Here is a 20,325-nt window from a genome sequence, read left to right on the forward strand (position 1 = left end):
CGGCCGTATTTACTTGGCCTTGCCCGGATCCTTCACAGCCTTCAGCACGTCGAACTCGACGTTGTAGAGCTGTCCGTCCTTCTTCTCGACCTTGCGCAGGTACACGTCCTGCACGATGTCGCGCGTCTGTGCGTCGATCAGCACTTCGCCGCGTGGGCTTTCGAAGACCTGGCCCTTCATCGCGGCCAGCAGCGCATCGCCGCCACCCTGGCCCTTGGTCTGCTTGAGTGCTTCGTAGATCACGCGCATGCCGTCGTAGCCGCCGACGGCCATGAAGTTGGGCCGCATGCCCTTGTTGGCCTTCTGGAAGGCCTCGACGAACTTCTTGTTCGCGGCCGACGGATGCGCCGCCGAGTAGTGGTGCGTGGTGACCACGCCGAGCGCGCCGTCGCCCATGTCGTTGAGTTGATCGTCATCGGTCACGTCCCCGGTGGCGATCAGCTTGATGCCGGCCTTGTCCATGCCGCGCTCCAGGAACTGCTTCATCACGGCCGAGCCCGCGCCCGAGGGCACGAACACGAACAGCGCATCGGGCTTGGCATCGCGCACCTTCTGCAGGAAAGGCGCGAAGTCCGGGTTGCGCAGCGGCACGCGCAGCTTGTCCAGGACCTTGCCGCCGTTGAGCTGGAAGCGCTCGCTGAAATACTTCTCGGCGTCGTTGCCGGGGCCGTAGTCGCTGACCAGCGTCACGACCGACTTGATGCCGTTCTTCGGCGCCCAGTCGCCCATCGCCACCGACACCTGCGGGAGCGTGAAGCTGGTGCGCACGATGTAGGGCGATGCCTCGGTGATGCTCGACGTGGCGGCGGCCATCACCACCTGCGGCGTCTTCGATTGGGTGGCCAGCGGCGCAGCGGCCAGCGCGGCCGGCGTCACGCCGAAGCCGGCGATCACGTTCACCTTGTCGTTGACGATGAGTTCCTGCGCCAGGCGCTTGGTGACATCGGGCGTGGCGGTGTCGTCCTTGACGATCAGCACGACTTTCTTGCCAGCGACCGTGTCGCCGTTCTGCGCCATGTAGAGCTTGGCCGCCGCTTCGATCTGGCGACCCGTCGACGCTTGCTGGCCGGTCATCGGCAGGATCAGGCCGATCTTGAACACGTTGTCCTGGGCCTGCGCTGCCAGGGGAAGGGCAAGTGCGACGGCAGTCAGGCCGACGGCGTGGATCAGATGGCGACGTTGCATGGCGGGAAGTCCTCCAGTTGGCGAAATGGTGAGAGTGTGCTTATTGTGAACAAGTGTTTCGACACGGAGGCTGTGGCTATCCCTAGACGAATCCGGTCGAGATCGATTGTGTGCGATTTGCGAAACAACTGCGCGATGATCGCGCAGATCAGTCGTCCGGCCGGTACGACGAATCGATCGAAATCGAGCCGACCACGCGCGAGACGCAGGTGCAGATGCGCTCGTTGCTCGCCTTCTCGTGCTCGCTGAGGAAGACGTCGCGGTGGTCGATCTCCCCGTCGAGCGCAAGCACGTCGACCGCGCACAGTCCGCACTCGCCGCGCTTGCAGTCGTGCAGTGTCTGCACGCCCGCGGCATGCAGCGCGTCCATCATGCTGCTGTCGGCCGGCACCACGATGTCGATACCCTGGCGCGGCACCTCGACGCGGAATGGCTGCGGCGCGAAGCGGCCGCTGCTGCCGAAGGTCTCGTAGCGCAGGTCGGCCAGTGGCCGGCCCGACGCGGCCCATTGCCGGCGCACCGCATCGAGCATCGGCACCGGGCCGCAGACGTACATCTGGCCGCCGACGGGCAATGATTCGATTTCCGCGGCGATGTCGATGTGCCGGCCCTTCGCGCCGACGAACTCGGCGAAGGATTCGCCGAGTAATTCGCCCAGCAGCGGGCGGTAGGCCAGCTCAGCCTCCTCGTGCGCGCCGTAGACCATGCGCAACGGCGCCTGACTGCCCTTGCGCGAACGCAGGTGCTGCGCCATGTGCAGCATCGGCGTGATCCCGATACCGCCGGCCACGAGCAGGTACGCCGGCGCGTTCAGGTCGAGGCCGAAATGGTTGCGCGGGCCGTTCACCTGCAACCGGTCGCCCACGGCGAGCTGCCACATCGCGCGGGAGCCGCCCTGCCCTTCGTCCAGGCGCTTGACTGCGATGCGGAAGCATTCGCCATCGGGCGTGCCCACCAGCGAGTACGAACGCTTGATCGGCCGGCCCTCGCGCAGCAGTTCGACTTCGATGTGGCTGCCCGGCGACCAGTCGGCGCCGATGTCGTGCGCGTCTTGCGGGCGGATGGTGAACTCGCGCACGGTCGGCGTGATGTCGCGCAGCGCCTCGACGCGGGCGGCTCGCCAGTTGGAGGAACTCTTCATGTCTTCTTCAGCTACGTCGGCGGATCAATTGAACGCCCGGCAAGGGATGGCTCAGTGCGCCATGCAGCGCCTCGCGCAGGTTGCGTTGCGCGATGCGGCTGTGCTCACGCATCAACGCCTCCGCGCGCGAGCCTTCGCGGGACTCGATCGCATCGAGCACCTGCCAGTGCTGGTCCTGCGCGATCAGCAGCATGTCGCGCGCGGCCGGCGAGTTGGCCTGCACCACGACAAAGCCCGAGGGCGAAGCGAACGGCAGGTTGCTGATGCGCTCCAGTTGCTGGGCGATCACCGGGCTGCCCGACAACTCCGACAGCAGCGCATGGAACTGCGCATTGAAGCTGACGTAGCGCGAGAAGGCCGCGTCGTCGAGCGCGGGTTCGCGCAGCAGTTCATCGATGCGCTGCAGGCAGGCGCGGGCCTCCCGCAGCACCACGGGCGCCGCGCCGCGTTCGGCGGCCAGCCGGGCCGAGAGCCCTTCGAGCGTGCCGCGCAACTCGATGGCATCGGACACATCGCGCTCGGAAAAGGTGCGCACCGCATAACCGCCGTTGGGCAGGCTTTCGAGCAGGCCTTCCTGTTCGAGCCGCATCAGCGCCGAGCGCACCGGCGTGCGCGAGACACCCAATTGCTCGGAGATGGCCACTTCCGCGATGCGCGAGCCGCCCGGCAGCTCGCCGGCCAGCACCATCTCGCGCAGGCGCAACTGCGCCTTGACCGCCTGCGATGCACCCGCTTCCGCCGCGTCCGCCGATGGCGTGACCACGGCACTCATCGCGCAGTCCCGACCGGCTCCGCCGGCCGGATCGGAATCGTCGGCCGCTTCGGCTGCTCGCGCTCGACCATGCGGTCGATGAGCCGCCGCGCCCACATCGCGCCGGCGTCGATGTTGAGGTTGTAGAAGGCGTAGTCGGGCCGCTCGTCGATGGCACGCTGTTGCGCCTCGAGCACCAGTTCGTCCTCGCGAAAGATCGTCGCCACGCCTTCGCGCAACTCGTGCGTCAGGCGTTGCTCGCCGATGCAATAGTTGCGTGCAAAGGCCCAGAAGTAGAGACAGGTGTTGTCGGTCTCCGGCGTGATGGTGTTGAGCACGTAGCCGTTGACACCGCGGCTGCGGTCGCCCTTGTCGCCATCCTTCTTCGGCACCGCGCCGCTGCCCGCCTCGGCCACGCCGACGTCGATGTTCACCGTGCACGGACCTTCGAAGCGAATGATCTGCCAGCGATCGACCTTGCCCTTGTAGCCAAGCCCGTGCTTGATCTGCGCGGCCCAGAACGGCGGCGCGTCGATGTTCTCCATCCAGCGCGTGACAGTGGCGGAACGGTCGCCGTGGGTCGCGACGAAGGGCGCCTCCGCCACCTCCCGGCTGCCGATCGAGGAGCCGTGCACGAAGGTCTCATGCGTGAGGTCCATGAGGTTGTCGACGACCAGCCGGTAGTCGCAGGCGACGCGGATCATCTTGCCGTCGCCGGCCCACTCGGGGTCGTCGTTCCAGTGCATGTCGGGCACGAGCGCCGGGTCGGCCTTGGCCGGATCGCCGGGCCAGATCCAGACGAAGCGGTGCTTCTCGACCACCGGATACGAGCGCACGCATGCCGACGGGTTCAGCGTCTCCTGGCTCGGCATGAAGGTGCAGCGGCCCTGGCTGTTGTAGACCAGCCCGTGGTAACCGCAGACCACCTCGTCACCCTCCAGCCGGCCGAGCGACAGCGGCATCAGCCGGTGCCAGCAGGCGTCTTCGAGCGCTGCGACCTGTCCGTCGGTCTGGCGATAGAGCACCAGCTTCTGGTTGCAGATCGTCCTGGGGAACAACGCGCGCTTCACTTCGACGTCATAGGCGGCCGCGTACCAGGCATTCAGTGGGAAGCTGGGGGTGGTGTTCATGGATTCGTACTGTATACATTGATGCCGTTGAATTCCATCTCTCCGGGCATTTTCAAGGGTAAATACCGATCTCAATGTATCCAACGCCGGATCGCCAGAAGCCGCTACCATCCACATCCACCTTTCAGCACAGACGGAGCCATTCATGTCCCAGCACGCCACCCTGCCCGCAAGGTTCGACCATGTCGGCAGCTTCCTGCGACCCAAGTACCTGCTCGAAGCGCGCGAGCAGAAAGCCAAAGGGGAGATCACGCCCGAGCAGCTTCGCCTGGTCGAGGACAAGGCGATCACCGAGATCGTCAAGTTCCAGGAAGACATCGGCCTGAAGAGCATCACCGACGGCGAGTTCCGCCGCACGTATTTCCACATCGACTTCCTGGAGCAGCTGGGCGGCGTGAAGACCGACATCCCGGTCACGATCCGCAAGCCCGACGGCACCGAGGAACTGGCGCCGCCGGTGATGCGCGTGATCGACAAGGTGACGCACGCCAAGCAGATCCAGCTCGCCGACTTCCAGTACCTCAAGAGCCAGGTCTCCGCCGGCAACACGCCGAAGGTGACGATCCCGTCGCCCACCATGCTGCATTTCCGCGGTGGTCGCGCCGGCATCAGCAAGACGGCCTATCCGGAGCTGGACCCCGAGTTCTATGACGACGTGGCCCGGGCCTATGGCGACGAACTGCGCTCGCTGGCCGCCGCTGGCTGCACCTACGTGCAGATGGACGACACCAACCTCGCCTACCTCTGCGACGAGAAGATGCGCGAAGCCGCCCGCCAGCGCGGCGACGACCCCAACGAACTGCCGCACCGCTATGCCAAGTTCATCAACAAGGTGGTCGCGCAGAAGCCGCCGGGCATGTTGCTGGCCATGCACCTGTGCCGTGGCAACTTCAAGAGCACGCACGCGGCGGCCGGCAACTACGAGCCGGTGGCCGAGGCGCTGCTGAAGGAGATGGACCTGGACGCGTATTTCATGGAGTACGACGACGCGCGCTCGGGCGACTTCAAGCCGCTGCGCTACCTGCCCAAGGGCAAGACGGTTGTGCTGGGCCTAGTGACGACCAAGTTCGGCGAGATGGAAGACAAGGACGAACTCAAGCGCCGCATCGAGGACGCCGCCAAGTACGCCTCGCTCGACCAGTTGGCGCTGTCGCCGCAGTGCGGGTTCTCGAGCACGGTGCATGGCAACAACATTGCCGTGGAGGCGCAGCGCAACAAGCTGCGTCTCGTCGTCGAGACCGCGCGAGAGGTCTGGGGGGGCTGAGACACGAAAGTTCGTCCGGGGCGCGGCGGGAGCATTGCGCCTGGGCGGATTCGTTGTCCGGGGCGCGGCGGCGGGCGGCATGCGGCACGGCGCGTGCGCCCCTACTGTGCCGGTCGCTTCGCGACTCCCCTCCAGTGCTCACGTTTGGCGGGGTCCACATGAACTCGCTTCGCTCAAACAGCATGTGGCCCTGATCCGCCAAACGCTGCGCGCTTCGGCGGCACAGAAGGGTCACCCACCTCGCACCGCACACCGCCCACCACCGTGGACACGCTCGTGGTGCATCCCTCTTGCTCCCTCTCCCCTCGGGAGAGGGTTGGGGTGAGGACAGCCCCGGCCGAGAAGGAGCGCGGCGTTTCCCGCGCTCCGACGTCTTCACTGGCGCGTCACGCCCCCTTCGGCGCATTGCCTTCGTCGATCGCCAGGAGCCTGCCGCCGGTGTAGCGATAGATCCACTTCAATGCGACGGCCTCTGCCATGCGCTCGAATTCGTCCTCTGCTGCACAGAGTTCCTCGGTCAGGCGCACGACGCGGAGGAGGGCCAGGGCGTAGGCAGTGCCCCCGGCGAGACCCAGGGCAGAAAGAAGATCTCTTGCACTGGCGAGCTCAGCACGGATGAGGTTGACGGGGCGAAGGTTGTGTTCCATGACGTTCTCCTTGTATGCCACTGAGTTGCAGCAACCTCCGATCGGGTTCTCTTTTTTGATTCGCGCGCGCAGCGGTCGATCCAGTCTTCCTCCCTCTCCCTCTGGGAGAGGGCCGGGGTGAGGGCAGCCCCCTCCCCCAAGTGCGGGGCGTTCGATCACCCCCAAGCCCGGTGCGCGGTGTGGGTTGGTCGACCCTTCTGCGCCGCCGAAGCGCGCAGCGTTTGGCGGATCAGGGCCACATGCTGTTTGAGCGAAGCGAGTTCATGTGGACCCCGCCAAACGCGAGCACTGCAGGGCAGCCCCGAAGGGGCCGGCGCAGCAGGGTCGGCCGGCCCGCACCGCGCACCGGGCGCTCCCCCCAACGAACCAGCGAACCAGCGAACCAGCGAACCAACGAACCAACAACCCAACGCCCCGCGCACCCCCCTCATATCCCCCAAACGACAGAGGCATAAGCACCTAGCGCGCAAACCACCCCGTGGGCGACACTTCGCGCCATGCACAGCGCCCTGTTTGCCTGGTTGCCAAGCCCGTCCCAGCATTTCCTGGTCGTCTCGACCGCGCTGCTGATCTACGTGCTCACCACGCGCTCCCGGCGGGACCAGCGCGCGCCGACCACCGCCATCGCCTGGGTGATGGGCATGCTGGTGGTGCCGTACCTCGCGCTGCCCGCCTACCTGATGTTCGGCCAGCGCAAGCTCCGGCCCGCCGGCTCACCGCGACCGCCGCGCGCCACCGGCACCGAACACTGGGCCGCCGACCTCGTCGAGAGCTTCGGCCTCGCGGCGCCCGGCCCTACCGAGATTCGCATGCATGCCGATGGCACGGCCGCGCGCGACGCGCTGTTCGAGGTCATCGCCGGCGCCCAGCGGCGACTCGACGTCGGCACCTTCATCATCGGCAGCGATGCCTTCGGCCGCGACGTGCTGGAGCGCCTCACGCAACGGGCGCGCGATGGCGTGGCCGTGCGCGTGCTGCTCGATGGCTTTGGCGCGCTATCGCTGCCGCATGGCCACTTCAACGGCCTGCGTGCGGCCGGTGGCGAGGTAGCCGTGTTCCGTCCTCTCTTCAGCCTGCGCCGCAGCGGCCCGCGCAACCTGCGCAACCACCGCAAGTCCACCATCGCGGACGACCAATGGCTCTGGTCGGGCGGGCGCAACCTGGCGGGCGAGTACTTCCTGGGCAATGAGGCGCATCCCGAGCCGTGGCTCGACCTCAGCTTCGACCTGCGCGGCAGCACCGCCGCCGCCGCCGCTCGCCAGTTCGACCACGACTGGGCCTCCGTGCGCGGGCGCAAGGCGCGCGGGCCGGCGCCCACCGCGCAGCCGGTCGACGGCCCGTTGACGCAATACATGCCCAGCGGCCCCGACCAGACCGAGGACACGGCCCTCGCATTGCTGGTCGGCGCCTGCTTTCGCGCCGAGCACCGCGTGCTGGCCATCACGCCCTACTTCGTGCCCGGCGACGGCTTGCGCGATGCACTGCGGCTGGCTGCGCGCCGCGGCGTGCAGGTGACCATCGCGATACCCGCGCGCTCCAATCATCCGCTCGCGGACTTCGTGCGAGCCCGCGCCATGCGCGACCTGGCGCGCGCCGGGGTCAACTTTCGAATGCTGCCGTTCATGGTGCATGCCAAGGCGGTGGTGGTGGACGAGGACATCGCCATGTGCGGCTCGATCAACCTCGACCTGCGCAGCCTGCTGCTGAACCACGAGGCCAGCGTGCTGTTCTACGGGACGGCGCAGATCGACTGGCTGGCGCAATGGATCGAGACCATGGCCTCCGCCGGCGAGCCTTATCGGGCGCGTCGGCCCGGGCTCATGCGCGACCTGGCGGAAGGCTTGCTGCTGACCGTCGCGTTCCAGCTGTGACCCAAGCGCCGCAGGCGCGTTCGGGGGTGGGCTACAACGCAGCGAAGCTCGAAGGCCGATCCCGATTGCAGAAATCCAGGAACGCATCGAGCTCATTCGACTTGTCGAACACCGCGTCCGCGCCGAGCTTCAGGCAGCGCTCGCGGATGTCGACGGTGGCGTAGTTGGTCAGCACCACCACGCGCTGCTGCGGCCCGCGCTCGCGGCAACTGGCCAGCACGCCGAGGCCGGAGCCTTCCTTGAGGAACAGGTCGACGATGGCCAGTTGCCACTCGTCGCCGTGCGCAGCCAGCCACTCGGCGGCATCGACCTCTGTCTCCGCCACGCCGACGATGCTCGCATTCACCATGTCTTCCAGCGCTGGAATGAGGTTGTCCCGGATGGTCGGGTTGTCTTCGACGAGAAACGTGATGAGGGCCACTGTGCTCAATGCCTTGCTTTGCGCGAGTGTAGTTTCAACCCACATGGCGATTGCGAAAGCTCGCGTTGCCGAGCCCGGTTCCGATGGTCAGGACGGCCCACTTGTGGACGTCCTGCATGAAAGGCAGTTCACTCAGGCCCTGCACGACTGCGTCGTTGTGCAGCATCACCGTGGTCGCTCGCCCGTCGATCGCCGGGATCTTCTCCTGCACGTGGCTCGGCAGGTGGAAGGTCTCGCGCTCCCAGTCGCCCGGGAGGTTCTGCGCCCCGCGCGCGATCGAGCCGTCGGCGCGGATCAGCCCCGGGCAGCCGATGCCGATGAACGGCGCCAGCCGCACGCCCTTGCGCCGCGCCCGCCGCATGTTGCGCTCGAGCATCCCGACGATGCCGGCGAGCAGGTCCTTCTGCTTTGGGTCGTCGTCCGCGTGGCGCCACTTGTCGAACCTGATCACCCTGGCCTTCGACAGGTCGACCGCCTTGCCCAGCCGCGGCTTCACGATGCCGCAACGCACATTGGTGCCGCCGATGTCGACGGCCAGGATGGCGTCGTAGTCGGCCAGCATCTCAGGCGGCGCGAGGTGCAGCCAGCCGAGCAGTCCGCCGTGGTCGGGCTCATGGCGCAGGCGCGCAAGCTCGACCTTGGTGCCTTCGATGTGCAGCATCGACGCGGCCTGCAGGATCGCCCGCTCACCCACGTCGCTTTCGGGAAAGCCGCCGCCGACCACGATGCGCCGCACGCCAGCCCAGGGCTTCTGCCGCAGGTGCCGGCGGATCACATGCGCCAGTTCCACTGCAAATTCCTCGATCGCGCCCTGCACGATGTCCGCGGCGGCATCGTCGGACTTGCTGTGCAGCTTCTTGTCGATCTCCGCCTTGCTCAATGCGGCTGAAGCTTGCGTGCCGAGCGGGTCGTCGCCGCCGCGCGTGACGCGCTTGCGCCACTTGTCGAGCAGTTCCCGGAACGCCGTCTGGCTTGCGTTGTCGCCGACGAAGCCCTCGGCGTCGCGCAGCGCGAGGCTGTAGCTCTGCACCACGACCGAAGGCAACTCCATCGCTCCATGCGCGGGCGCCGAAGCGGCCGATGGCGTTTCCGAAGCAGTGCGGCGCGTTGTTTTTTTCATGGGCTTCGCAATATGCACGCAGGTGGCGCGGCACCGCATCGGTGCGCCCCGCCGCGCCGTGTAGGAAGGACGCCTGAATCGCGCCGAATCTATACACTGCCCCGATGCCACACTGGATGACGTCGATCCGAACATGGCGCGCCGTCGCGCTGGGCTGGGGCCTGGTGTGCCTTGCACTGATGGCCGTGCACGCACAGGACGCGGACACGCTTCGCGTCGGCTCCAAGCGCTTCACCGAGTCGTACATCCTGGCCGAAGTCATCGCGCAGACCGCGGCGCCGGAGTTGAAGCAGCCGCCCGTGGTGCGGCAGGGCCTGGGCAACACGGCCATCGTCTACGAGGCGCTGCGCTCCGGCGGAATCGACCTGTATGCCGAATACACCGGCACCATCGCGCTGGAGATCCTGCAGCACACCGGCCCGATGACGCGCGAGGAAATGAACGCCGCGCTCGCACCCAAGGGCCTGGGGGTGGGCGTGCCGCTCGGCTTCAACGACGGTTATGCATTGGCGATGCGCGCGGCGGAAGCGGACCGGCTGGGCATCAAGTCGCTCAGCGACCTGGCCAGGCACCCGGACCTGAAGCTCGGCCTGTCAAACGAATTCATCGGGCGCGCCGATGGCTGGAAGGGCCTGGCCGCGCGCTATGCCCTCATGCAGCAGCCCACCGGCCTGGACCACGGACTGGCCTACGACGCGATCACCGCGAAGCAGATCGACGTGATGGACATCTACACGACCGACGCCAAGATCGACCACCTGGGCCTGCGCGTGCTGCAGGACGACAAGCAGTACTTTCCGCGCTACGACGCCGTGCTGCTCTACAAGCTCGACCTGCCGCAGCGGCTGCCGCAGGCCTGGGCCGCGTTGCAGAAACTCGAAGGCCGCATCGACGAGCGCGCCATGATCGCCATGAATGCGCGGGCCGAGTTGCAGAGCGTGCCCTTCGACGTCATTGCCAGGGACTTCATCGCGGGCAGCGCGAAGACCGGCGCACCGGATGCGCAACGCGGCTGGGTGGCCAAGCTGTTCGGCCCGGACCTCGGGCGGTTGGCACGCCAGCATCTGCTGCTGGTGGCGGTGTCGGTGGGTTGCGCGATCCTGATCGCGGTGCCGCTGGGCGTGCTGGTGTTTCCGCATGCGCGCGTGCGCGCCGTGGTGCTGGGCGCGACCGGCCTGCTGCAGACGGTGCCCTCGCTGGCCTTGCTGGCCTTGCTGATCTCGTGGATGGGCGCGATCGGCACGGCGCCGGCGCTGGTCGCGCTCACGCTGTACGCGCTGCTGCCGATCATGCGCAACACCGTGACTGGCCTGACCGAAGTGCCCGCCGGCCTGCGCCAGGCCGGCACCGCGCTGGGCATGACGCATTCGCAAAGCATGCGCATCGTGCTGCTGCCGCTCGCACTGCCGACCATCATCGCGGGGGTACGCACCGCGACCACCATCGCCATCGGCACCGCGACCATCGCGGCCTTCATCGGCGCAGGTGGCTTCGGCGAGCGCATCGTGACCGGGCTGGCGTTGAACGACAGCGGGTTGCTGGTCGCAGGGGCGGTGCCGGCCGCGGCGCTGGCGTTGCTCAGCGAGATCGTGTTCGAGGCCGTCGAACACTTGCTGCGGCGCAAGGCCTGAAGCGCATCGTTCCTGCCTGGGCGAGCCCCGTGGGGGCACAGCCCCCTATTCCCTTTGCGTTACCGCGCATGGCGGATAGACGCAAGCAAGGCGCACGAACAAACTTTCCCCGCGATGCGATGGCGTTGTGCTTTTGCGCGTTGACCCGACCGTGCATGAGGAGTGGCAATGAACAAGGATTGCTGGGCCACCTCAAGGCTGCTCCCGCTGGTCTTGTGCGCCCTGTTTGTTGCCGGCTGCTCGAAGAACGAACCCGAGGCCGGCACCGTGCTGGACGAAGCGATGCTCGCGAAACGCGACGCCAAGTCCTTCCCGCATGCCGACGAGGACTACTTCAAGGACATGGATGGCGGCATCGCGCTCTCACCCGAAGAAATCAAGGGTCGCAACATGTGGCTGGTCTGGAGCGGCGGCAACGACCGCCTCTGGAACAAGATGACCGACTACACCTACGGCGCGTTCGACCTCCTGAAGATCATCAGCTCGCATCCGACCCAGGGCTATTCGCGCGTCAACCGCTGGGAGTACTTCGGCCTGGTGAACGAGCCTTGCTTCAACAAGGCCACCGGCCCCGATCCGGCCCGGCGCGGCCTGTGGCTCGACGTGCGGGACAAGGGTTGCGCACCCGACCCCTTCGAGAACGAAACCAAGTACCCCGGCGTGGCCGTCGGCTCACGCGGCAAGCCGCTCGGCGACGGCACCACGCAAGCTGTGGGGTCCTACTACGGCTATGCCACCGGCATCGCCGGCCTGCGGCTCTTCCCCAACCCCGCCTTCGACGAGAAGGCCGCCAAGGAATGGGACGCGGAGAAGTACTACACCAAGCCCGAGTACTACAACCGCGCCGACCTGGTGCGCCCCTATCGCGTGGGCATGTCCTGCGGCTTCTGCCACCTCGGGCCGAGCCCGGTGAAGCCGCCGGCGGATGCCAACAACCCGAAGTGGGAGAACCTCAGTTCCTCCGTCGGCGCGCAGTACATGTGGGTGGACCGCCTCTTCATCCACAACTCGAACATGCCCGAAGGCCGCAAGAACTTCATGTACCAGCTGGCCCACACCTTCAGGCCGGGCTCGATGGACACCTCGCTGATTTCCACCGACAGCATCAACAACCCGCGCACCATGAACGCGGTGTATGACTTCCCCGACCGCATGGGCGTCGCCAAGCGCCTCGGCCAGGAGAAGCTGACCGGCGGCGAACGCGACAACAAGCAGTTCAACGACTTCCTCGACAGCGGCCCGTTGACCGAGTTCTATTCGAAGGCTGACCAGACCGTGAAGACGCCGCACGTGCTGAAGGATGGCGCCGATTCGGTGGGCCTGCTCGGCGCGCTCAACCGCGTGTACCTGAACATCGGCCTGTTCAGCGAGGAGTGGCTGCTGCATTTCAATCCGGTGGTCGGCGGCAAGACCATCACGCCCATCAAGATCGCCGATGCCCAGAAGAACTCCAGCTACTGGCAGGCGACCGAACTGGGCACGCCCAACACCGCCTTGTTCTTCCTGAAGGCCGCCAGGCCCGACCACCTGAAGGACGCACCCGGCGGCGACAAGTACCTCGCCGCCGATACAGCCACGCTTGAAAAAGGCAAGGTCGCCTTTGCCGACACCTGCGCGCGTTGCCACTCGAGCAAGGCGCCGCCGGTGGCGGTGGACGTCTCGCCGGCCCAGTGCGCCGGCCCCGGCTACCTCGACTGCTTCAAGAAGTACTGGGCGTGGACGCAGACCGAGGACTACAAGGCGAAGATGCGCGCCATCGTGCAGGCGCCGGACTTCCTGGAGAACAACTACCTCTCGACCGAGGTGCGCATACCCGCCACCTTGCTGCGCACCAACGTGTGCAGCCCGCTCGCCACCAATGCCTTGGCCGGCAACATCTGGGACAACTTCTCGTCGAGCACCTACAAGTCGCTGCCCTCGATCGGCACCGTCACGGTCGCCGACCCCTTCACCGGAGAAGCGCGGCCCTACGTGATGCCGGCCGGCGGACGCGGCTACACCCGTGTGCCATCCCTCATCAGCATCTGGTCGACCGCGCCCTTCCTGCTCAACAATTCGGTCGGGCCCTTCGACATCAACCCGTCGGTGGAGGCGCGCATGAAGGTGTTCGACGCATCGATCGAACAGATGCTGTGGCCCGAGAAGCGCGAGCGCGACTCCGAACTCGGCATCAAGGTCAACGGCGTCATCGACCGCACCACCGAGCGCAGCAGCGTGACCATCCCGGTCGGCTTCGTGCCGGACGCCCTGCAGCCGCTGCAAGGCACGCTGCACCGCTGGCTGCCGGCGCTGGTCTCCAGCGGCGGCGACGTGGAGCTAGGCCCCATCCCCAAGGGCATGCCGATCAGCCTGCTGGCCAACCTGCGCCTGCGCTCCGAAGACCCTGGCCTCGCCGAACAGGCCGAGCACGCGGCCAAGCTCGGCAAGCTCGCGCTCAAGATGAAGGGCGACCTGCTCTCGGCGCCGGCCAACGCCACCGACGAGGACCTGCGCAAGCACTTCGCCGACCTGCGCGAGCCCTTGCTGGAACTGAGCAAGTGCCCCGACTTCGTGGTCAACCGCGGCCACTACTTCGGCACGGCCGAGTTCAACAACCAGGCCGGCCTGAGCGGCGACGAACGCTCCTTCGGCGAGGAGCCCGTGTTGAGTGAGGACGACAAGCGAGCGCTCATTGCCTTCCTCAAGACCTTCTGACACGTGCGCCCACAACCGCACATGACCGATGAACAGGCGTCTGAGTGGGACTACGTGATCGTGGGCTCCGGTGCGGGCGGGGGCGTGCTGGCGGCGCGCCTGGCCGAGTCCGGCATGCGCGTGTTCGTGCTCGAGGCCGGCGGCGATCCGCGCGCCGAGGCCGAGCGCCTGCCCGACGACTACGACGTACCGGCCTTCCATGCCTTCGCCTGCGAGAACCCGGCGCTGGCCTGGAACTTCCACGTGCGCCACTACGCGGATGAGCAACGCCAGGCGCGGGACCCCAAGTACCGCGCCGGCCAGGGCGTGCTCTATCCGCGCGCCGCGGCGCTGGGCGGCTGCACGGTGCACAACGCCATGATCTTCATGCCACCACACGATTCCGACTGGGACGACATCGCGCGGCTCACCGGCGACGTGTCCTGGCAGGCCTCGCGCATGCGGCGCTATGCGCAGCGCATCGAGAACTGCCGGCACCGGCCCGTGTGGCGCGCCATCCGCCACCTCGGCATCGATCCGACGGGCCACGGCTGGAGCGGCTGGCTGCGCACGGAGAAGGCGATGCCGCTGTCGGTGCTGCATGACGACGGCCTGATGCGCGCGCTGCGCGACACCATCGGCGGCTTCGTCCGCCACCTGCCGACGCCGCTCGCGAGCGCATGGCACTGGATGCGCGGCGGCTGGGGCGACCCCAATTCGCGGCGCGCTTCCGGCGACAGTTTCGAAGGCCTCTGCTACACGCCGCTGGCCACCGCGCGCCATCGCCGCTACGGCGTGCGCGAACGGCTGCGCGACGTGGCCCGGCGTTGCCCCGACAACCTGCATGTCGAGCTGCACGCGCTGGCCACGCGCGTGCTCTTCGACGCCCAGGGCGGCGCCATGGGCATCGAATACCGCAAGGGCGCACACCTCTACCGCGCCCATCCGGAGCCCAGCGATTCGAAGGGCGAAGTGCGGCAGGTGTTCGCACGGCGCGAGGTCATCCTGTGCGGCGGCGCCTTCAACACGCCGCAACTGTTGATGCTCTCGGGCATCGGGCCGACGGAGGAATTGCAGGCGCACGGCATCGAAACGCGGGTGGACCTGCAGGGCGTGGGCCGCAACCTGCAGGACCGCTACGAGGTCGCGGTGACGCACGAAACCCGCCGGCCCTGGCAGGTGCTCCAGGGCGCACGGTGGACGAAGGACGATCCGCTGTGGCAGCGCTGGAAGTCATCGGGCGACGGCATGTACAGCTCCAACGGCGCGGCCATTGGCATGGTGACGCGCAGCGAGCGCGCGGGCAACGAGCCCGACATCTTCTGCATGGCATTGCTGGCCCGCTTCGAGGGCTACTTCCCCAAGTTCTCCGACCTCATCCGCGACGAGCCGGACCGCCTCACCTGGGCCATCCTCAAGGGCCACACGCGCAACCGCGCCGGCCGCGTGCGGTTGCGCTCGGCCGACCCGCGCGACACGCCGGAGGTGAACTTCCACTACTTCGACGAAGGCGACGAGGACGATGCCGACGACGACCTCAGCGCCGTGGTGCAGGCCATTCGCTCGGTGCGCGAGCTGACGGCGCCGCTGCATGCGAGCGGGCTCGTCACGAAGGAGTGCCTGCCGGGCGCCGGCTGCGAAAGCGACGAGGCGCTCGCGCAATACGTGCGCGACACCGCGTGGGGCCACCATGCATCGTGTTCCTGCCCCATCGGGGAGCGCGACAAGGGCGGCGTGCTCGACAGCACGCTGGCGGTGCATGGCGTGTCGCGGTTGCGGGTGGTGGATGCCTCGGCCTTTCCGAGAATTCCCGGCTTCTTCATCGCCGCGGCGATCTACATGCTGGCCGAGAAGGCGGCCGACATGCTGCTGGCCACCGCCACGCAGACACCTCTTTCGACAAATTGACGGCCTCCCGCGACCGGTCGACACTGCTTTCCGGCTGCTCAACTCCAGAGGAGAAGACCCATGGCATACGACGTTCCGCAACTGCTCGGCATGACCCAGCAGCAACTCGACGACCTGTTCAAGGCCAGCCCTCCCGGCGACATCCCCAACGGCGAGGCGAAAGGCACCGCCATCGTCGCGCCGGGCACGAAGTTCTCCGACAGCATCGCGCAGATCATCAATGTGTTCGGCTGGCAGGGAAAGATCTTCGACGCGCAAAAGGGCGTGCTCAAGAACAAGATCTCGGCCTTTGGCGTGCACGCGATCGTCGCCAGGGTCTACAAGGACAAGAGCTGGCTCGACGACAAGGAATGCATCGTGCTCGACTACTCCGAAACCTCGTTCGTGGCCAGCCGGATACGCGACGAGATCCGTCTCATCGGGCCGAACTTCTACCTCGGCAAGGTGTATTGGGACAAGGACCGGCTGATCGACTTCTGCCTGCAGTTCTGAGCACGTCCAGGAAACCCGGGCGCCTCGGTGACCCCTCAATCGCCCTTCACGGTGCTGGCCGCGGTCGCTGCCGGCCGCGAAGGCGCGCTGCGCGCATTGCTCGACGGAATGAACGTGGCGGGCAAGGCCGGTACGGCCGATCCGGCGAACGGCGTGCTGCCCTTCGGCCTCTTCAACAAGCTGCACTACGCGCGCTTCGCGCTGCTGGACGATTCGACACTCGCCGACTTCGACCTCTTCGGCCTGCCCCGCCCGCAGGCACCGCCGCTGTACCTCGTGTTCCTGGGCGTATGCGATGGAGCGGCCGATGCGCAGTTGGCCGAATTCGCGCACTTCGCCGGCCGCGGCCTGTCACGCATCTTCTCGCACTGCGAAGGCTTCAACACCTCGACCGACCTGCTGACATGGATGAAGTCGCACGACGTGCATGTAGACACGCACTACGTCAACCGCATCGGCCGCACCGTGCGCCAGGTGCGGGAGGAAAGCGCACTGCAGAAGGCGCTCTCGGCCCGCGTGCCGCGCGGCTCGGCGCACGGCACGGTCTCCGACCCGCAGGTGCTGCGGCAGGCGCTGCTCGACTTCGTGAAGGATGAACAGGCCGCCGGCGGCTTGGCGCTGACCGAACCCGAATCCACGCCGCCGGGCTGGGACCTGCGCAACGCCATCCACTTCGTCATGATCCCGCTGATGCTGTTGCCGCTGCTGCTCGTGCTCCCTTTCGCGCTCGTCATCCTGCGCAGGCAGGAGAAGACCGACCCGGAGCATTGCCCCCGACCGGACGCTGCCGCCGTGCGCGCGATGCAGGGGCTGGAAGACCATGACCTGACCAACAGCTTCACCGCGCTGGGCGCCGTCAAGCCGGGGTGGTTTCGCCGCGCGCTGGTGCCGGTGATCCTGCTGCTCATCGACTATGCGGCGCGGCATTTCTTCGGCAAGGGACACCTGGCGCGCATCCAGACCATCCACTTCGCGCGCTGGGTGTTCATCGACGACCGGCGGCGCGTGCTGTTCGCGAGCGACTACGACGGCAGCCACGAGAGCTACATGGACGACTTCGTCAACAAGGCGGCGTGGGGCCTGAACCTGGTCTTCAGCAACGGCTTCGGCTGGCCGCGCACCGAGTGGCTCGTCTTCGGCGGCGCGCGGCACGAGCAACGCTTCAAGCACTACCAGCGCCGCCATCAGCTGCCGACACAGGTCTGGTATCGCGCCTACCCCGGCCTCACGCTCGGCGACCTGGAGCGCAACCGGCGCATCCGGGCGGGCGTCGATGCGGATCGCATGGACGACGCACAGGCGTTGGCCTGGCTGAGGTTGCTATGAGCCAGGAACTCGTCGACCTCGACGACATCCAGGGCCTTGTCGCGTTCGGCTACGGCAAGCTGAAGGAGGCCTGCTTCCTCCTGCTCGACGTGCGCGACGCCGCCGCGGCGCGCGCCTGGCTTTCGGAATGCCAGGTGAACAACGCGGTGAAGCCGAAGTCGGCGCCATGCACCGCGCTGCAGGTGGCGCTGAGTTGTCGCGGCCTCTGCGCCCTCGGCGTGCCCAAGGACATCGTGCAAGACTTTTCGCCGGAGTTCGTCGCCGGAATGAGCAGCGACGAAAGCCGGGCACGGCGGCTCGGCGACGTCGGAGAGAACGATCCCGCGCGCTGGCAGTGGGGCAACACGCCCCAGGTCGTCCCGCATGTGGTCGTGCTGCTGTATGCGACAGAGGGCAGGCTGGCCGCGTGGCAGGACGAGGTGCTTGCGGGATGCCAGGCCGGCTTCACGCTGGTGAAGCGTCTCTCCACCACCGACATGGGCGGCCGCGAGCCCTTCGGCTTCAAGGATGGCATTTCCGAGCCCAACATCGACTGGGAGCGCGAACGCCCCGCCGTCGACCAGGAACTGCGCGACTACACCAACATCGCATGCCTCGGCGAATTCGTGCTGGGCCATCCCAACGAATACGGCGAATACACCGAGCGCCCCCTCCTCGATCCACAGCGCCACCCCGATGCCGACCTCCCGCGCGCCGAGGACCAGCCCGACATGGCCGACCTCGGCCGCAACGGCAGCTACCTCGTGCTGCGCCAGCTGCGGCAGGACGTCGGCCGCTTCTGGCAATTCGTCGACGGCGTCGCGCATGGCGACGTTGCCGCGCGCACGCACCTGGCGGAGGCCATGGTCGGCCGCAGCATCGACGGCGACCCGCTGATCCCCACCGGCGAACCCATCGCCGGCGAAGACGACCCGCGCAACACCTTCACCTACCGCGGCGACGAGGAAGGCCTGCATTGCCCCGTCGGCGCCCACATTCGTCGCAGCAACCCGCGCAATGCCGACCTGCCGCCGGGCACCAGGGGCTTCATCTCGTGGGCCATCCGCACGCTGGGCTGCGATGCAGATGCACTGGCCAATGACCACGTCTCGTCGACGCGCTTCCACCGCCTGCTGCGGCGCGGACGCGAATACGGCACGAAGCTCACGCTGCAACAGGCGCTGGCCGCGCCCCTCGACACGGCGCACGGAGACCATGAGCGCGACGGCACCGGCCTGCACTTCATCTGCCTGGCCGCGAACATCACGCGCCAGTTCGAGTTCGTGCAGGGCGCCTGGCTCGCAGGCGTGCGCTTCGACAGCCTGCATGGCGAAAGCGATCCCTTGCTGGGCAACCGCCAACCCGACCCTGCCGGCGCACCCACCGACAGCTTCTCGATCCCGGTGGCCAACGGCTGCGACCGGCGCGTGACCGGACTGCCGCAGTTCATCACCGTGCTCGGCGGCGGCTACTTCTTCATGCCCGGCATCCGTGCCCTTCGATTCCTGTCAAAGGTGCAGCCATGAACCCCAACCGACCCGGCACGACCCGACCGAACGCCGACTCCAACACCAGCCGTCCGCAACCGCGCTCCAGCACCGGCGTGGCCTGGCGCGATATCGTCGCCGACACGGGCATGGCGCTGATCCGCCTGGAGCGCCGCTTCGACCCCTTCGTGCGACCTGTCTTCGATGCGCTGCTGAAGGATCCGCTGGCGCGCCTGGCCACCGCGCTGATCAACGGCAAGCGCGTCGACGAGCACCTGAAGATCGCCGAGGAACGCCTGCTGGTCGACGAGGAAGCCTGGACCGACTCGATCGTCCAGAGCTTCACCCAGCAGATGACCGACCTGTGGAAGCCCGGCGGCTTCGAGCGCGGCGGCAACACCAAGACGCAGGGCATCGTGCGCGGCGAATTCACCGTGCACGACAACCTGCCGGAGCACATGCGCCGCGGCATCTATGCGAAGCCGCAGACCTTCAAGGCCTGGGTGCGCTTCTCGGGGCCGGGCCCCTACATCACGCCAGACATCGACGACGTCGGCTTCATGAGCATCAGCATCAAGCTCATGGGGGTGGAGGGGCCCAAGCTGCTGGCGGAAGAGAAGCACACGCTCGACATGTTCGGCGTGTCGACCCCGACCTTCGTCACGCCCGATGCCAAGGCCAATGCGGCGCTGCAGAAGTGGAGCGTGAAGAACGCGCAGGTCTTCTACTTCGTCAACCTGCACGACTCGCACGTGCTCGACCTGGTCATGCAGTCGCTGTACATCAAGACGCAGTCGAGCCCCTTCGAGGCGCCCTACTTCAGTTGCGTGCCCTACCTCATGGGCGAGGGCCAGGCGATGGTGTATTCGGTGTGGCCCACGTCGAACAGGAAGACGCGCATTCCGCGCCTGCCGTTCCGTCCGCCCGACGACTACCTGCGCAATGCCATGGTGTCGGCACTGTCGGAAGGCGATGTCGAACTGGAAGTGCGCATACAGATGCAGACCGACCCGCACCTGATGCCCATCGAGAACGCCGGCGTGCTGTGGCCCGAGAAGCTGTCGCCCCGCATCCCGGTCGCGACGCTGCGCCTGCCCAAGCAGACCTTCAATTCGCCCGACCAGATGGCATTTGCGAAGCGGCTTTCCTACAACCCGTGGCACACGATTGCGGAGCACCGGCCGCTGGGCAACCAGAGCCGGGCGCGCAAGCGGATGTATTGGGAGCTATCGCAACTGCGGCACCGGATGAACGACGTGCCGCACTACGAGCCGGACGGGGACGAACGCTTCGACTGAT

16 protein-coding genes are annotated in these 20,325 nt (G+C 67.1%); 9 read left to right on the top strand and 7 right to left on the bottom strand.

Annotated features, from left to right (window positions below; genetic code table 11):
* Positions 1–9: 9 nt before the first annotated feature.
* The 4 genes from HCU76_RS07805 to HCU76_RS07820 all read right to left on the bottom strand — a co-directional run bounded on the left by HCU76_RS07805 (position 10) and on the right by HCU76_RS07820 (position 4,207).
* Positions 10–1,185, bottom strand: a complete 1,176-nt coding sequence (locus HCU76_RS07805; RefSeq protein ID WP_213956234.1) for an ABC transporter substrate-binding protein — start codon at positions 1,183–1,185, stop codon at positions 10–12.
* Between the two features lie 148 nt (positions 1,186–1,333).
* The gene (locus HCU76_RS07810) at positions 1,334–2,326 is read right to left on the bottom strand and encodes a PDR/VanB family oxidoreductase (RefSeq protein WP_218508934.1); all 993 of its coding nucleotides are present in this window, start codon (positions 2,324–2,326) and stop codon (positions 1,334–1,336) included.
* Positions 2,327–2,333: 7 nt separating this feature from the next.
* Entirely contained in the window at positions 2,334–3,098 is a 765-nt protein-coding gene (locus tag HCU76_RS07815) for a GntR family transcriptional regulator (RefSeq protein WP_218508935.1), read from the bottom strand.
* Entirely contained in the window at positions 3,095–4,207 is a 1,113-nt protein-coding gene (locus HCU76_RS07820; protein ID WP_213956231.1) for an aromatic ring-hydroxylating dioxygenase subunit alpha, read from the bottom strand. Before HCU76_RS07820 ends, HCU76_RS07815 begins: the two co-directional genes overlap by 4 nt.
* Positions 4,208–4,352: 145 nt before the next feature.
* On the opposite strand from HCU76_RS07820, the gene HCU76_RS07825 reads away from it, so the two are divergent.
* Complete coding sequence (locus HCU76_RS07825; RefSeq protein WP_218508936.1) at positions 4,353–5,471, top strand: 5-methyltetrahydropteroyltriglutamate--homocysteine S-methyltransferase; 1,119 nt, start codon at positions 4,353–4,355, stop codon at positions 5,469–5,471.
* A gap of 386 nt (positions 5,472–5,857) precedes the next feature.
* Here HCU76_RS07825 and HCU76_RS07830 read toward each other — a convergent pair whose 3' ends face one another.
* On the bottom strand, positions 5,858–6,118 hold the full coding sequence (locus HCU76_RS07830) for a hypothetical protein (protein WP_218508937.1): 261 nt from the start codon (positions 6,116–6,118) through the stop codon (positions 5,858–5,860).
* Between the two features lie 497 nt (positions 6,119–6,615).
* Here HCU76_RS07830 and HCU76_RS07835 point away from each other — a divergent pair, with 497 nt between their 5' ends.
* The gene (locus tag HCU76_RS07835; RefSeq protein ID WP_213956228.1) at positions 6,616–7,989 is read left to right on the top strand and encodes a phospholipase D-like domain-containing protein; all 1,374 of its coding nucleotides are present in this window, start codon (positions 6,616–6,618) and stop codon (positions 7,987–7,989) included.
* A 31-nt stretch (positions 7,990–8,020) separates the two neighbouring features.
* On the opposite strand, the gene HCU76_RS07840 is transcribed toward HCU76_RS07835, so the two are convergent.
* Both HCU76_RS07840 and HCU76_RS07845 read right to left on the bottom strand, forming a co-directional pair.
* Positions 8,021–8,410, bottom strand: coding sequence for a response regulator (locus HCU76_RS07840; protein ID WP_213956427.1), 390 nt, complete (start codon positions 8,408–8,410; stop codon positions 8,021–8,023).
* A 34-nt stretch (positions 8,411–8,444) separates the two neighbouring features.
* Positions 8,445–9,530, bottom strand: coding sequence for an ROK family protein (locus HCU76_RS07845; RefSeq protein ID WP_213956227.1), 1,086 nt, complete (start codon positions 9,528–9,530; stop codon positions 8,445–8,447).
* Between the two features lie 104 nt (positions 9,531–9,634).
* Here HCU76_RS07845 and HCU76_RS07850 point away from each other — a divergent pair, with 104 nt between their 5' ends.
* The 7 genes from HCU76_RS07850 (at position 9,635) to HCU76_RS07880 (ending at position 20,324) form a co-directional block, all read left to right on the top strand.
* Positions 9,635–11,161, top strand: coding sequence for a glycine betaine ABC transporter substrate-binding protein (locus tag HCU76_RS07850; protein ID WP_371319778.1), 1,527 nt, complete (start codon positions 9,635–9,637; stop codon positions 11,159–11,161).
* Between the two features lie 168 nt (positions 11,162–11,329).
* Positions 11,330–13,855: a hypothetical protein gene (locus HCU76_RS07855; RefSeq protein ID WP_213956226.1), complete on the top strand. Its 2,526-nt coding sequence runs from the start codon at positions 11,330–11,332 to the stop codon at positions 13,853–13,855.
* Between the two features lie 21 nt (positions 13,856–13,876).
* Entirely contained in the window at positions 13,877–15,742 is a 1,866-nt protein-coding gene (locus tag HCU76_RS07860; RefSeq protein ID WP_218508938.1) for a GMC family oxidoreductase, read from the top strand.
* Between the two features lie 60 nt (positions 15,743–15,802).
* On the top strand, positions 15,803–16,234 hold the full coding sequence (locus HCU76_RS07865; protein WP_213956224.1) for a hypothetical protein: 432 nt from the start codon (positions 15,803–15,805) through the stop codon (positions 16,232–16,234).
* A gap of 27 nt (positions 16,235–16,261) precedes the next feature.
* The gene (locus tag HCU76_RS07870) at positions 16,262–17,560 is read left to right on the top strand and encodes a hypothetical protein (RefSeq protein WP_218508939.1); all 1,299 of its coding nucleotides are present in this window, start codon (positions 16,262–16,264) and stop codon (positions 17,558–17,560) included.
* Positions 17,557–19,065: a hypothetical protein gene (locus HCU76_RS07875; RefSeq protein WP_218508940.1), complete on the top strand. Its 1,509-nt coding sequence runs from the start codon at positions 17,557–17,559 to the stop codon at positions 19,063–19,065. Before HCU76_RS07870 ends, HCU76_RS07875 begins: the two co-directional genes overlap by 4 nt.
* The gene (locus HCU76_RS07880; RefSeq protein ID WP_218508941.1) at positions 19,062–20,324 is read left to right on the top strand and encodes a catalase family protein; all 1,263 of its coding nucleotides are present in this window, start codon (positions 19,062–19,064) and stop codon (positions 20,322–20,324) included. The genes HCU76_RS07875 and HCU76_RS07880 overlap by 4 nt, the downstream gene beginning before the upstream one ends.
* The last annotated feature ends 1 nt before the right edge of the window (position 20,325 follow it).

This window comes from Variovorax sp. dw_308 (assembly GCF_019207085.1).
In the GTDB taxonomy this organism is placed as follows: Bacteria; Pseudomonadota; Gammaproteobacteria; order Burkholderiales; family Burkholderiaceae_C; genus Variovorax.